At 37.9% G+C, this 13,516-nt stretch carries 12 protein-coding genes; 7 read left to right on the forward strand and 5 right to left on the reverse strand.

Annotation, left to right across the window (positions count from 1 at the left end):
• Nucleotides 1–6: 6 nt before the first annotated feature.
• The 3 genes from B4C08_RS04470 to B4C08_RS04480 all read left to right on the forward strand — a co-directional run bounded on the left by B4C08_RS04470 (nt 7) and on the right by B4C08_RS04480 (nt 2,861).
• The gene (locus tag B4C08_RS04470; protein ID WP_296663394.1) at nt 7–780 is read left to right on the forward strand and encodes a type I phosphomannose isomerase catalytic subunit; all 774 of its coding nucleotides are present in this window, start codon (nt 7–9) and stop codon (nt 778–780) included.
• Nucleotides 781–1,179: 399 nt separating this feature from the next.
• Nucleotides 1,180–1,920: a hypothetical protein gene (locus B4C08_RS04475; protein ID WP_296663397.1), complete on the forward strand. Its 741-nt coding sequence runs from the start codon at nt 1,180–1,182 to the stop codon at nt 1,918–1,920.
• Nucleotides 1,917–2,861 carry a metallophosphoesterase family protein gene (locus tag B4C08_RS04480; RefSeq protein WP_296663400.1) on the forward strand — a complete coding sequence of 315 codons (945 nt, stop codon included), beginning with the start codon at nt 1,917–1,919 and terminating at the stop codon, nt 2,859–2,861. The genes B4C08_RS04475 and B4C08_RS04480 overlap by 4 nt, the downstream gene beginning before the upstream one ends.
• A gap of 44 nt (nt 2,862–2,905) precedes the next feature.
• Here the strand turns inward: B4C08_RS04480 and arfB are convergent, their stop codons facing one another.
• The 3 genes from arfB to dapA form a co-directional block, all read right to left on the reverse strand.
• Nucleotides 2,906–3,316 (reverse strand): alternative ribosome rescue aminoacyl-tRNA hydrolase ArfB, encoded by a 411-nt coding sequence (arfB, locus tag B4C08_RS04485; protein WP_296663403.1) that lies wholly within the window; start codon nt 3,314–3,316, stop codon nt 2,906–2,908.
• A 210-nt stretch (nt 3,317–3,526) separates the two neighbouring features.
• Entirely contained in the window at nt 3,527–4,618 is a 1,092-nt protein-coding gene (asd, locus tag B4C08_RS04490; RefSeq protein WP_296011584.1) for an aspartate-semialdehyde dehydrogenase, read from the reverse strand.
• Nucleotides 4,619–4,640: 22 nt separating this feature from the next.
• Nucleotides 4,641–5,555: a 4-hydroxy-tetrahydrodipicolinate synthase gene (gene dapA, locus B4C08_RS04495; RefSeq protein WP_296663406.1), complete on the reverse strand. Its 915-nt coding sequence runs from the start codon at nt 5,553–5,555 to the stop codon at nt 4,641–4,643.
• Between the two features lie 312 nt (nt 5,556–5,867).
• On the opposite strand from dapA, the gene B4C08_RS04500 reads away from it, so the two are divergent.
• Genes B4C08_RS04500 through murI form a run of 4 tightly spaced genes read left to right on the forward strand, consistent with a single transcriptional unit; the run spans nt 5,868 to nt 11,457 of the window.
• Nucleotides 5,868–8,048: a LuxR C-terminal-related transcriptional regulator gene (locus tag B4C08_RS04500; RefSeq protein ID WP_296663410.1), complete on the forward strand. Its 2,181-nt coding sequence runs from the start codon at nt 5,868–5,870 to the stop codon at nt 8,046–8,048.
• Between the two features lie 42 nt (nt 8,049–8,090).
• Nucleotides 8,091–9,152 (forward strand): chorismate synthase, encoded by a 1,062-nt coding sequence (gene aroC, locus B4C08_RS04505; RefSeq protein ID WP_296663412.1) that lies wholly within the window; start codon nt 8,091–8,093, stop codon nt 9,150–9,152.
• Between the two features lie 2 nt (nt 9,153–9,154).
• Nucleotides 9,155–10,600, forward strand: coding sequence for a D-alanyl-D-alanine carboxypeptidase family protein (locus B4C08_RS04510; RefSeq protein ID WP_296663415.1), 1,446 nt, complete (start codon nt 9,155–9,157; stop codon nt 10,598–10,600).
• A gap of 20 nt (nt 10,601–10,620) precedes the next feature.
• Nucleotides 10,621–11,457, forward strand: coding sequence for a glutamate racemase (murI, locus tag B4C08_RS04515; protein WP_296663417.1), 837 nt, complete (start codon nt 10,621–10,623; stop codon nt 11,455–11,457).
• A 20-nt stretch (nt 11,458–11,477) separates the two neighbouring features.
• On the opposite strand, the gene B4C08_RS04520 is transcribed toward murI, so the two are convergent.
• Complete coding sequence (locus tag B4C08_RS04520; RefSeq protein WP_296663420.1) at nt 11,478–12,680, reverse strand: NADP-dependent isocitrate dehydrogenase; 1,203 nt, start codon at nt 12,678–12,680, stop codon at nt 11,478–11,480.
• Nucleotides 12,681–12,717: 37 nt separating this feature from the next.
• Nucleotides 12,718–13,497, reverse strand: a complete 780-nt coding sequence (gene map, locus B4C08_RS04525; protein WP_295796340.1) for a type I methionyl aminopeptidase — start codon at nt 13,495–13,497, stop codon at nt 12,718–12,720.
• Nucleotides 13,498–13,516 lie beyond the last annotated feature (19 nt).

Consider the following 13,516-nt stretch of genomic DNA (forward strand, 5'->3'; position numbering starts at 1 on the left):
GCAAAAATGCTAAAGCTTAATCCTATTCAGTGTGATAAAATCTGGGGATACGAAAGGTGGATAGCTTCTACTCATCCTGATGGCTGCCAAAAAGATTTTCTAAATGCCATTGGAAAGGAATATCCGCTTATCGTGAAAGTAATTCAGGCGAATGAAACTCTTTCTGTTCAGGTTCATCCTGATGACGAAACTGCAAAAAAACTTGAAGGGGAAGGCGTGCGCGGAAAAACTGAATGCTGGTATGTTCTTGATGCAGAGCCTGATGCCAAGCTTGCATACGGAATAAAAGAAAATTTTTCCAAGGAGCAGATTGCTTCTTCTATACAGCAGGGAACTTTTCAAAATGAACTGAATTTTATCAGCGTAAAGAAAGGCGACTTTGTTTTTATTCCCTCTGGAACAGTCCACGCCATTGGAAAAGGAATCCGTGTTTTGGAAGTTCAGCAGTCAAGCAACATAACTTACAGAATGTATGACTGGGGACGTCCGCGCGAGCTTCATGTTCAAAAAAGCCTTGCATCTCTTAAGAATAATAAGTTGCTAAAGACAGGTCCTTTTCCTGGAAAGTTTGAGTGCGAATATTTTTCACTTGAATTATTTGAGGAAAAAAGCTTTGTTCCCAAGAAACTGACTTTGCTTTACTTGCTTGAAGGTCAGAATGTTGAGCTTTGCGGTTCTGATGAAACAAAAATTCAGATGGAGCAAGAAGATATTGCTGTTGTTTTCCCTGATGAAACAGTTTCTATAACTGAAAATGCAAAGTTCATGAAGATTTGTTAGTTCTATAAAGTGTTTTATGGCCAGAAACAACTATTTTTGGTTATAAAACACTTTACTTTTTGTCAAAATAAAGTGTTTTTATTAAAAAACTAGATGATTTTAGTTTAAAAACAACTAGTTTTTGTCAAAAAACAGATGAAATTTGTCTTAAGACAAGTGTTTTTAGTCTAAAAATAGATGAATTTGTGTCATAAACAAGTGTTTTTCCTTTAAAAACAGATGAATTTGCTCAGAAACAAACTCTTTTTACTCTCTGACTAAAATTTAAATGCACTGCTATTTAAAAGTACTTTGAAGTTTTTAGATATTTTTCTTTTAAATGTATCCTGTTTTTATGGACAACTTATCTTTGTTTTTTCTCTTGATAAATTTAGTCAAAATCTTATAATCGGAATTGAAATGAAGAGATTTTTTTTGCTTTTCGGTTTGATTTTATCCTGCGCTTTTTGCTTTGCTTTTCCGAGCGTTTCGCAGTTTGTCGAAGCCGGCACTGGCTATGTTGCGGCAAAAAATGTGGAGCGTGACTTCAATCCCTTTAACTTTACTTACGGAATCGAGGAAAAGAACGAAAATTTCCTGAATTTTGCGCCGAATTTCAAGGCACTTGCTTCCGTTCAGTTTTCCGACAATATTTTTGACTTTACAACGCTCGGCAACTATTTTATTCCGCGGATGAACCAAGAGACTGAATCCCAGAAAATCGGCTTCGGCGCGGAATTTATCTATCATTTTCAGCGTTATTACGATTTGTATTCTGAGCACGACATTTATCTTGAAAGTGTTTTTCGTCTTGCGCTAAAAGACAGGCTTTTTTTTCTTGCAAATCTAGGTTCTGGCTTGAAATTTGCGCAAATTGACGCTGTTGACCGCGATTTTCTTTGGGATTTTTCTTTGAGCGGCTCTGTCGCCTTGAATTATTATTTTGACTGTGGCGCAGAAATTTACGGCTCTGTCGTCTCGCACACTCTTTACCGCTATCCGCTTGCGTTCACGCCGCTTTATTCTCTGGGTTTCGCATGGAATTTCAAGAGAGAATTCAGGCTCTCTTCTGATTTTGGCTTTCGCCTGCGCGACCAGTTTGTTGTTGCTCCTTACATCGACCGCTACGAATGGAATTTAAAAGCGAGGTTTTCATTTTGAGAAGGTTTAGAAGACTTTTAAATTTGATTTCAATTTTGTTTTTGATTTCGCTTGCTTTTTCTTCATGCGCGAACTACGGTTTTTACCAGTTTTTGTTCGGCGAGGAAGACGTTGACGAGAGATTCAGCGGATTTTTAGACTTGAGCGGCGAAACTGTCCTTTCTTCCGGTTTGGACTTGGGCGGAAAATACAGCTTTATCGTTGTTACAGACGTTCACATTGGAGCGGGCGACGTTCACTCTTCAAAAATGAATGATTTCTTAGACGAGATTTCTTCCCTTTTTGAAAGCAGCGACAAGACAAAAGTTCCGAGATTCATAGTGAACTTGGGCGACACTGCCGACGGCGGGCATTTATCCGAATTCAATGAATACAATTCCTATCTTGAAAAAATCAAAAAGCTTGCGCTTAAAAAAAATGTTGTAAGCTCGGCGGAAGATTTTAAGGTTTACACGATTCTTGGAAACCACGACCTTTACAACAACGGCTGGACAGACTGGAAAAAGACGATTTATCCGTACAAGTCATCGTATTATTTTTCGCTTTCCTCAGGCCCAGCCGGTTCAGCTTTGTTGCCGTTCTCTTTTTATTTTGTTGACACTGGAAACGGCGCGTTTGGAAAAGACCAGCTTGACGCTCTTGAAAAATTGCTGAAGTCAGATGCGAACCCGAAGATGGTTTTCTCGCATTATCCTTTTTACAGCGACAACGTTCCTTTGATGGCTCTTGAAGACACAGCTGAGCGCAATTATCTTCTTTCGCTTTTTGCAAAAAACAACGTGAAATCTCTTTTCGGCGGACACGTTCACAGGGTTTTTGAGCACGATTTAGGCAGCTTTTCGCAAGTGAACACTTCCGCACTTTTTAAGAACGGCGCATTCCGCCTTGTTACAGTGGACGAAAGCAGCGCAAGCGTCTCAACAAAGCTGATTGAGTTTTAGCTGTTGTTTTTCTATATTGAACTAAAACTTAATATTCGGATTGACTAGAATTTAAATGCGCGCTGCTGTTTTAAAAGCGATTTGAGTTTTTTTGTTTTAAGGCGTTTCTCTTTTGAAGCTGCACTTGGCTTTGTTTTTATGCGCTTTTTGGTGATTTTTACAGCTGAAGTGATTTTTGATTCAAGCCGTTCCAGCGCAATTTTTCTGTTTTGCTCTTGAAATCTTGAATCTTCGCAGTCAATAAAAATTTCAAAATCTTTGTTAATTGAAGATTTTAACTTGGCTGTTAAAAGTTCCAGTTCTTTTTCAGAAAGTCCTGCAAGCTTTGAAAGTGGAATTGAAATGTGAACTTTTGTATTTACTTTGTTTACATTTTGTCCGCCTTTTCCGCTGGAACGTGCAAATGAAAAAACTGCGTTGCTGCAAATTGAATTGTGGAGTTCTTCTTTGTCCATTGAATTTTTTTCGTAAAAATATTTCAGTCTGAAAAAAAAGGGATGTCCTAAAAGTATCTTTTCTGTCATTTTCGGAGCAGACCCGAAAATCTAAATGCATATATTTAAATCATTTAGAGATTACTAACCGAGTTTGCTATGCAAACATCGCAGTATCAAGTACAACAATGACATTTAGAACTTATTAGACATCCCCTTGCTTGTTGTTTTCTACAGATTGTCAAAAAATCCTTTTGCCTTTAAAAGTTCTGCGTTCAGGATTCCGCCAAGGGCTGCACCGCGCTTTGTGTTGTGGCTAAGCGAAACAAACTTTATGTCAAACACATTGCATGGGCGAAGGCGTCCTATTACGCAAGCCATTCCTTTTTCTGTCTCGCGGTCGCGTCGTGGCTGCGGACGGTTTTCTTCGTGACGAACAACAATCGGATGTTCCGGTGCGCTCGGAAGATTCAATTCCTGTGGAACTGATTTATAAGAAGTCCAGATTTTTTCAATTTCTTCAAGGCTTGGCTTTTTGTCCGCAAACTCAAGAGAAACACAAGCTGTATGTCCGTCGATTACAGGAACGCGCGTACAAGTTGAAGAGACAACCGGATATTCAGCGTTCACGATTTTTCCGTCCTGAACTTTTCCAAGAATCTTAAGGCATTCTTTTTCTGTCTTTTCTTCTTCGCCGCCGATGAACGGAACGATATTGTCAATCATGTCAAAAGAAGGAACGCCCGGATAACCAGCTCCGCTTGTTGCCTGCAAAGTTGTAACAATCATTCTTTTGATTGGATAGCCAGCCTGAATCAACGCATGAATCGGCATCATATAAGTCTGGAGCGAACAGTTCGGCTTTACTGCAATAAATCCTTTGTCCCAGCCGTGGTGCTTTTTCTGCTCGGCAATAACATCAAGATGAGAATAGTTGATTTCCGGCACAAGCATTGGAACATCTTCTGTCCAGCGGTTTGCAGAAGCATTAGAAACAACAGGAATTCCTTCTGCGGCATAAGCAGCTTCCAAAGCCTTTATTTCTTCCTTGCCCATTTCAAGCGCAGAAAAAACAAACTGACATTTTCCAAGAGCCTTTTTTTCATCGTTTGCATCCTCAACAATCAAATCCGCAACGCCGGCAGGAATTTCAGCGCCGATAAGCCAACGGTTCTTTACCGCATCTTTGTATGCTTTTCCAGCTGAACGTGGGCTTGCCGCAACGTAAGTCACTTCAAACCAAGGATGATTTTCCAAAAGTTTTATATAACGTTGGCCAACCATTCCAGTTGCACCCAAAACACCTACTTTAATCTTTTCCATAAAAAGCACTCCTTCTTTTCTATTATAAGTTACATTCTTTTATTGCGGCTTCAACAACTTTTTTTGCTTCATCAGTTATTTCAACTAGAGGAAGTCTTACAGAACCAGCCGGAAGTCCTTTGAAATTCATTGCGTACTTTATTGAAGTTGGATTTCCATCTACAAAAGCTGCCTTGAAGAACGGAAGCATTCTGTAGTGAATTTCTCTTGCTTTGTCAAAGTTTCCTTTAAGTCCTTCTGCAACCATTTCTGTTACAAGCGCAGGTGCAAGGTTTGAAACAACAGAAATAACTCCATCTCCTCCAGCTGCCATAAGCGGAAGTGTAAGTCCGTCATCTCCAGAAAGAACTGCAAAGTCCGGTTTCTTTGATTTGATTTTTGCAATTACATCCATCATCTGAGAAATATTTCCGCTTGCTTCCTTTACGCCTGCAATGTTTGGAAGTTCCGCAATGCGCTCCAGCAAGTCGGTAGGAATATTAAGGCCTGTTCTTCCTTGAATATTGTAAACAACAATTGGAATTCCTACTTTTGAGACTGCTTCAAAGTGGCGGAAGATTCCTTCTTTTGATGGCTTGTTGTAATACGGAGTTACGACAAGAGCTGCGTCTGCTCCAGCTTTTTTTGCCCGTTCGCAATAGAGAACCGCGTCCTTTGTATTGTTTGATCCAGCTCCAAGAATTACTGGAATTTTTTTACAAGAGTTTTTTTCAAATTTGCGGACTTCTTCGAATACAATTTCGATAATCTTGTCTTCTTCGCTGCCGGGTTTTTCATCAAGAGTCGGAGTTTCTGCCGTCGTTCCCAGCGGAACCAGACCGTCTATGCCATGCTCCAACTGAAATTTTACATTTTTTCTGAAGCCCTCGTAATCTATTGAACCATCACTGTTCATGGGTGTAATCATTGCTGTAAAAGCACCGCGTAATTTAATCATAGGGACCTCCAAATATTTTTGCATAATTATTGCATTTTTATAGAAAAAAAGCAACGCAATGAAAATTTCATTATTGTTTTATAAAACAAAAAAGACCGCTCTGAAAAATGAAGCGTTAATTGCACTTCGCCCAGAACGGCCTTTGTTTTTCAATTTATATGTGAAAAACTATATATTTAATCTCTTCAACTTTATTGATTTGAATCATAGAGATGAAAAGAAGTGCTTCAAATACCATGCAAATGGTAGTTTTATACCTAAAATATGGTAAATTTTATTTGATTTTAGAATAACTTGGGTTATAATTCAGTTATGAAAAATAAAAAATATTTGTTTTTTTTATCTGTATTTTTCGTATGCAATTTATTGCCTTTGTTTGCAAAAATAAAAAAATCAGCTGAAAAAGAAATTCCAATCCATGTAAAACTGTTCATTGATAAAACTGCGCAAAAAGATGTTGATGAGCTTGATGAAAGTTTATTTAAGAATACAAAAAATCCTATAAATCCTGGATTTTATGATGGAAATTTATGGATTGAAATAAAGCCTGAGATTTCAGAAATTCAGCATTGCGTTATAAGCCTTGGAAATGAGTATATAGATTCTGCGGAATTCTATGAAAAGCGTGGAGGAAAATTTTTCTTAATTGGAAAAGTCGGACATAAAATTTCAACAGATGAAATAGAAGCTCCAGACAGTTTGCAGGCGTTTCCCGTTTTTAGAAATTCAGGATATGACGATGATACTTGCTTTAGAATAAAAATAAAAAATCATAATGGAAATTTTATATATATCAAGCTTGTTAATGAACTTGATTTTTTTAATTCACGAAGAATTTATTTTGCAAAACTTTACACCGTTTTGGGAATATGTTTTTGCATTTTTGCTTTGCTTTTTATATATGCAATTGCTGTGCGCCGGCCAATGCCATTTTTTTTGTCAATGGCAGCGTTGTTTTACATTTTCCTTCAGCTTCAGTTAAAAGGAATTGGTCCTGTATTTTTGTGGAATTTCTTAAATCCGTTTTCATTTTCAACACGGCTTGCATATTATTTTGAAAGTTTCATTCTGATGTTTTTAATTCTTTCCGCAGATACAGTTTTAAAAGGCAATTCAAAAATAGTTTATAAAAAACTTTCTCCAGTTGAAATTCAGCTTATAGTTGTTACATTTTGTGTTCTTTTAACGGTGAGAGCAGAGCAGACAATGCTTTATTCTTATGCCGCGCTCTCTATAACGACAAAAGTTTTTTTTATTGCTTCCATATTTATGTGCTTCAGGGCAATGCAAAAGAATACAAGGATAATACTTTTGCTTTGGATTCCGCAGATTTTATTTTCTATGCTGGCTCAAATTGTAAGAATTTTAAGATTTAAAGGAAATAATGTTTTTTTTGATTTTATATGTTCCGATGAATTTTTAATTTCATTTTTGTTTTACTTGCTGATTACAATGCCCTCGCTTTTTTTTATAACTTATAAAATTAGGCAAGAGTCTCATAATTCAAAAGTTGAGCTAAAAAAAATAAAGGCGCAAAACTCTGAGCTTCTTATTCAAAAAAATCTGATTGAGCGGCTTATGAAAAATATTTTAGTTGATTCTGCGCAAACTTTGAGCATGGCTGATATTCTTTCTGGCCAGGTTTTTACTGCGAAAAATACTTCTTATATAGAAAGAATTAAAATAAATTCTGCAAAAATAAGCGACACGCTTGCAACTCTTAGAATGTGCAATGACGAATCTGAAATTCAAAATCAGCCGATTCTTCTTGCGGATTTTTTTAAAAGCTGCATTCAAGCTTCAAAAACTTTTTGCTCGTCTAAGCCCAACACGATTTCTTATTCGATGGACATACAGCCAGAAACTGTGATTCTTGCGGACATGAGGGTTGTGGAACTTTTTTTTATATCGTTTTTGAATTCTGTAATCGAAGTTTCTGTTCCGAATACCGAAGTTTCTGTTTCGTTGAAAGGTGATGAAGAAAATTTTATTTTTTCAATTTCGAATACAATGGATTCCCAGACAGTTGAAGAAGTTCTTTCTCGCATGGAAACTGAAAATGAAAAGCGTAATTTTACATTTCTTATGCGCATTGCAAAATTTTACCGCGGAGATTTGTCTGTTTCAAAAAATGACAGCAAGTTTAAATTTTCAGTTGTGTTTGATTTTAAGCGTGTTGAAAATTCAAAAGATTCCAGCGTGATAATAAATAAAACTAGATTTTCTCCGTCTAAGAAAAAAGAGCAAAAAAATTCGGAAAAGAAAAAGGAAGTTACTTTGATAAAAACTGGCGAAGAAAAATCAGAGGACTTTATGAAAAAATTATCTTCAAGAGAAAAACAGATTGCAGAACTTATAATTTCTGGAAAAAGCGACAAGGATATTGCGGAGGAACTTTTTATAAGTCCTGGAACTGTTGCAAGCCACAACAAAAAGATTTTCAAAAAACTTGATGTTCATAGCCGTGTTGAGTTGATGAATAAATTGCGTTAAAATCTTTTGAGAATTTTATTATTTACTTTTTAGGGAAAAATTATGTCAGGAAATATATTTGGAGAAATTTTTAAAGTTGCAACATTTGGAGAAAGCCACGGAGCAGGACTTGGCTGTATTATAGACGGATGTCCTGCTGGAGTTTTGGTGGATGAAAAATTTCTTCAGCATGAAATGGAACGGAGAAAGCCAGGTGCAAAAAGCGCGGCGGTTACTGCAAGAAAAGAAGATGACTTTGCAGAAATTCTAAGCGGCGTATTTGAAGGAAAAACAACAGGAACTCCGATAGCTGTCTTAATCAGAAATTCAAATCAGCATTCATCAGACTATGAAAATATAAAAGACAAATTCCGGCCGGGACACGCTGATTTTACATATTATAAAAAATATGGCATAAGGGATTACAGAGGCGGCGGAAGATCTAGCGGAAGAGAAACTTGCGCGAGAGTTGCGGCTGGAGCGTTTGCAAAAATGTTTTTAAAAAATTTTGGAATTCGAATTTTTGCATATACAAAAGAAGCGGCAGGAATAAAAAGCGGCAAAGTTGATTTTTCTGAAATTGAAAAAAATGCAATGCGTGCCGCAGACAAAGATGCTGCTGTTTTAATGCAGCAAAAGGTTGAAGAGTTCAAAATGAAAAAGAATTCTTGTGGCGGAATTGTTGAGTGCGTTGTAAAAGGCGTGGCTGCTGGAATTGGCGAGCCGGTTTTTGACAAGCTGGATGCGGTTTTGTCCCATGCAGTTATGTCGATTGGTGCAATAAAAGGAATTGAATTTGGAAGCGGATTTGCTTGTGCGGATTCAAACGGACTTGAGAACAACGATTTTATGGGAAACTGCTTTTCATTTAAAACAAACAATGCCGGCGGAATTCTTGGAGGAATTTCCCGAGGCGATGATATAGTTTTTAGAGTTGCTGTAAAGCCTGTTCCAAGTATTTATCTTTCGCAGGAAACTGTTGATGTAAATGGAAATGAGTGTGATATTCTAATTGAAGGAAGACACGATGTTTGTCTTTGTCCAAGGATTGTTCCTGTTGTAGAAGCCATGACCGCAATTACTTTGGCAGATATGATTTTAAGAAATAGGAGCAGCAGAGTTTAGCAATGGAAACTTATACATCAGATTTTTTTAACAGCATAGAAGAAAATAAAAATAATAATAACAATAAAAAGAAAAAAAAACACATAATAATTTTTTTTATTTTAACTGCTGTTTTTATTTTTGCTGTGACGCAGGCAGTTTCTGTTTATAAACTTTTAAATCCAAGAAATCCAGAACCGCTTTCTTTGGAGCAGCAGACTTTTCTTGAGCAGTCGTTGAACAAAAAATATCCTGAGCGCGCAGACATTGTTTCTGAACTTCCGTTTCAGTATGTTCCGGCTGATTTGTTTGTAAATGCAGAAAGCGCCATTGTTATTGATTTTGCAACGGGAAATATTCTTTTTGAAAAAAATGCTGAAGTTCAAATTCCTCCGGCTTCAATGACAAAGCTTGTGGAAATGTATGTTGTTTTTGAGGCTGTTGAAAACGGCGAAATTTCCCTTGATGATGTTGTTCCGCTTCCGCCTGAAAGTTGGGCTAGAAATCTTCCAAGCGATGCTTCGATAATGTTTTTGGATGAAGGCCAGAAAGTAACGCTTAGAGAACTTTTGCTTGGACTTGCGATTGCCAGTGGAAATGACGCTTCAATTGCTGTTGCAAAATATGTCTGCGGAAACATGGATTCGTTTGTTGAGCGGATGAATCAGACTGTAAAAAAGATGGGCTTGGTAAAAACTGAATTTGTGGAATCAAGCGGCTACAGCGAAAAAAATATTACGACTGCAAAAGAGTTCGCGGCTTTCTGCAGAAAATACATAGAAAAATTTCCATTTGCAATTACAGAATTTCATTCCCAAAAAATTCTGCGCTATCCGCTTGCAAAAAATCTTCCAAAAGAATCTGCAGAACGAAACGGCGACAGCCAGGCTGTGATTCAGTACAACACAAACAAGTTGCTTGGAAGTCTTGAGGGCTGTGATGGATTGAAAACTGGTTTTATTTATGAAAGCGGTTTTAACATTGCTCTTACTGCAGAACGAAACGGTGTCCGCTATATTTCTGTTACAATGAAAGGACCTGGAGTTGGAAGCACGCAGGGAAATATTTACAGAGTTAAAGATGGAACTAATTTAATGGAATATGCGTTTTCAAAATTTTCTCCTTATATTGCAAAGCAGCCTCATAGTTTTTCTGTGGGCGTTGCAGGTTCTTCTTTAAAAAGTGTTTGCCTTGTTCCTGCAAAAAGTGAAAATTTTTCTGTTCCATTTATTTCTGGAAGTTCTCCAAAAGAGGCAGCTCAAAAAATTCATGTTACAGCAAATATTCCAAAAAGCATCTTTGGAGAATTCGATGAAGGAACTCAGTTTGGAACTTTGTCATATTCACTTGACGGAAGAATTTTAAATACAGTTCCTCTTGTTGCTGACAGAAAAAGTGAAAAGGTAAATTTCTTTGCTAGAATTTGGGGCGCGCTTGCTTATAAAATTTCGTCTTTAAATAAAGGCTGAAAAAATATTCTGTGGTTTTTATGAGTGAAAAAATTGATTTTGCATTTTTAGACAGCGGAACAGGCGGCATTCCATATATGCTTTTGCTGAAAAAAAAATCTCCCGGCTCAAGATGTGTTTACCTTGGCGACACTGTTCATTTTCCTTATGGAGAAAAATCAGCGGAGGAAGTAACTTCTTGTGCTTCTGAATCAATAGAAAAAATTCTTGACTTGTGGAATCCGCGTCTTGTTGTTATTGCCTGCAACACAATCAGTGTGACGGCATTGAATCAGCTTAGAGAAAAATTTTCTGATGTTCCGATTGTTGGAACTGTTCCTGCGATAAAACTTGCTGCGAAAGTTACGGAAAACAAAAAAATCGGACTGCTCGCAACTAACGCAACTGTAAATCATCCTTACTGTAAAAAACTAGTTTCTGATTTTGCTTCTGGATGCGAAGTTTTCAATCGGGGCGACCCTGGCTTGATAAGTTTTATAGAACACGATTTGTTTTATGCTTCAAAAGAAAAGCGGCTTGCTGCTGTAAAGCCTGCTGTGGATTTTTTTTGTTCATGCGGATGCGACACTATAATTCTTGGATGCACGCATTTTACTCACATGGCGGAAGACATAAAAGAATATTTTTCCAATGTTGCCGGAAAAAAAGTTTTTGTAGTGGACAGCCGAAACGGAGTTTCAAATCATGCTCTTGAAGTTATAAAAGGCACTTCTTTAGAAAATCAGCATGAGCCAAAATTTCTTCCGCCTGACATGAGCTTTTTTGTAACAAGCCTTAAAAATAAAAACGACCAAAAAGAATACGAAACTCTTTGCAGAAATTTCAATATTCCTTTTGGCGGACTTTTAAAGCTTTAAAAAGTGCAAAAAGTTAAATTTTACTTTTCCATTTTTGCTGCAATTTCATCGATATATTCCCAGCTGTTTACAATTTTCTTTGCTGGTGGATTTGCAAGACGTGCAAGGTCTCCTGTCATTGTTCCTTCTTCAATAACATCGAGAGTTGCCTTTTCAAGCTTGTGTGCGAAATCTGCAAGTTCTGGAGTTCCGTCTAGCTCGGCGCGTTTTGCAAGTGCTCCTGTCCAAGCAAAAATCAATGCGACTGGATTTGTTGAAGTCTTTTCGCCTTTTAAATATTTGTAGTAGTGTTTTTGAACAGTTCCGTGGCTGGCTTCGTATTCAAATTCTCCGTTTGGAGAAACAAGAACAGAAGTCATCATTGCAAGGCTTCCGCAGGCAGATGCAATCATGTCGCTCATAACATCTCCGTCGTAGTTTTTGCAGGCCCAGAGAATTCCGCCTTCACATTTCATTATGCGTGCAACTGCGTCATCAATGAGCGTATAAAAATATTCTATTCCAGCTTTTTCAAACTTTTCTTTGAACTCGGATTCAAATACTTCATTGAAAATTGCCTTGAAGTTTCCGTCGTAGATTTTGCTGATTGTGTCTTTTGCTCCAAACCATACATCGATTTTTTTGTCTAGGGCATACATAAAGCAGCAGCGCGCAAAGTTTCTTATAGAATCGTCCAAGTTGTGGATTCCCTGAATTATTCCAGGACCTTTCATAACTTGAATTGTTTTTCTGATTTCTTTTCCATCATCGCCTGTGAAAACAAGTTCCGCTTTTCCAGCTCCCGGAGTTTTTATTTCGCAGTTTTTGTAAACATCTCCATAAGCGTGGCGGCCAAGAACAATCGGCTTTCTCCATGAAGAAACATTGCACTGAATATTCTTTACGAAAATCGGCGCGCGGAAAACTGTTCCGTCTAGTTCTCCACGGAGAATTCCATTTGGTGAAGGTGTAAGCTGCTTAAGTTTGTACTCTTCCATGCGGGCGGCATTGCTTGTGATTGTGGCGCATTTTACTCCAACACCAAGACGTTTGATTGCGGCGGCGGCTTCATAAGTTACTTTGTCGTCTGTGTCGTCGCGATTTTTTAAGCCAAGGTCATAGTATTCAACATTAAGGTCAACGTAAGGTTCAAGAAGTTTTTCCTTGATAACCTTCCATAGAACTCTTGTCATTTCATCGCCGTCAAGCTCGGCAATCGCATTTTTCATTTTGATTTTTTCCATAATTAAACTCCTGAAAATCTATTAGAATTTTAGTGCGTTATTTTAAACATGAATTTCCGTTGTAGTCCAAGTCTGTAAGAATTTCCGTGTGGTCTTTAAAAACTGCAACAGTATGCTCTTCGTGGCAGCTCCAAGAACCGTCTGCTGTAACAACAGTCCAGTCGCTTCCTTCTTCAATGTCAACGTCCGCAGTTCCCTCGTTAATCATAGGCTCGATTGCAAGAACCATTCCAGCTTGAATGCGCGGATTCGGACCAGTTGAAGGGCAGTTGCAGACGCTTGGATCTTCGTGGACTTCAAGGCCGACTCCATGTCCGCAGTATTCATAGACAACGCCGTACTTGTTCTGGTTGTATGCGATGTCATATACCGCGTTTGAAATGTCGCTGATTCTGTTTCCTGCCTTGCAAGCGTCGATTCCAGCTAAAAGACATTCTCGTGTAACTCGGCAAAGTTTTTGATGCGCAGGCTTTACGTTTCCTACAAGAACTGTGTGCGTGCTGTCTGAAATATAGCCTTTTAAATTTAGTCCGATGTCAAGCGAAACAATATCGCCATCCTTTACAATCCGTTTTTTTGAAGGAACGCCATGGATAACTTGATTGTTGATGCTTATGCACGCACAGCCAGGAAAGTCCTCCTCGTACCAGGCTGGAGTTGCTCCGAATTTTCTTGCGAAGTTTACGCACCAGTCGTCGATTTCCTTTGTGCTTACTCCGGGCTTTACTTTTGGAATAATTTCGTTGAATAAATCAGCAAGCAAGTGGCAGCTTTTTCTAATTCCATTAATTTGCTCTTCATTTTTTAAACGTATCATATATAAACTCCATGATTTC

The sequence above is a fragment of the Treponema sp. UBA753 genome (assembly GCF_002297325.1).
Classification (GTDB): Bacteria; Spirochaetota; Spirochaetia; order Treponematales; family Treponemataceae; genus Treponema_D.

Bases quoted from the DNA above. Each gene is read 5' to 3' on its own strand.
- murI (WP_296663417.1), top strand. From the start codon at position 10,621: ATGAGTGAAAAAATTGATTTTGCATTTTTAGACAGCGGAACAGGCGGC.
- arfB (WP_296663403.1), bottom strand. From the start codon at position 3,316: ATGGACAAAGAAGAACTCCACAATTCAATTTGCAGCAACGCAGTTTTT.
- dapA (WP_296663406.1), bottom strand. From the start codon at position 5,555: ATGATTAAATTACGCGGTGCTTTTACAGCAATGATTACACCCATGAAC.
- map (WP_295796340.1), bottom strand. From the start codon at position 13,497: ATGATACGTTTAAAAAATGAAGAGCAAATTAATGGAATTAGAAAAAGC.
- B4C08_RS04510 (WP_296663415.1), top strand. From the start codon at position 9,155: ATGGAAACTTATACATCAGATTTTTTTAACAGCATAGAAGAAAATAAA.
- aroC (WP_296663412.1), top strand. From the start codon at position 8,091: ATGTCAGGAAATATATTTGGAGAAATTTTTAAAGTTGCAACATTTGGA.
- B4C08_RS04520 (WP_296663420.1), bottom strand. From the start codon at position 12,680: ATGGAAAAAATCAAAATGAAAAATGCGATTGCCGAGCTTGACGGCGAT.
- asd (WP_296011584.1), bottom strand. From the start codon at position 4,618: ATGGAAAAGATTAAAGTAGGTGTTTTGGGTGCAACTGGAATGGTTGGC.
- B4C08_RS04475 (WP_296663397.1), top strand. From the start codon at position 1,180: ATGAAGAGATTTTTTTTGCTTTTCGGTTTGATTTTATCCTGCGCTTTT.
- B4C08_RS04500 (WP_296663410.1), top strand. From the start codon at position 5,868: ATGAAAAATAAAAAATATTTGTTTTTTTTATCTGTATTTTTCGTATGC.
- B4C08_RS04470 (WP_296663394.1), top strand. From the start codon at position 7: ATGCTAAAGCTTAATCCTATTCAGTGTGATAAAATCTGGGGATACGAA.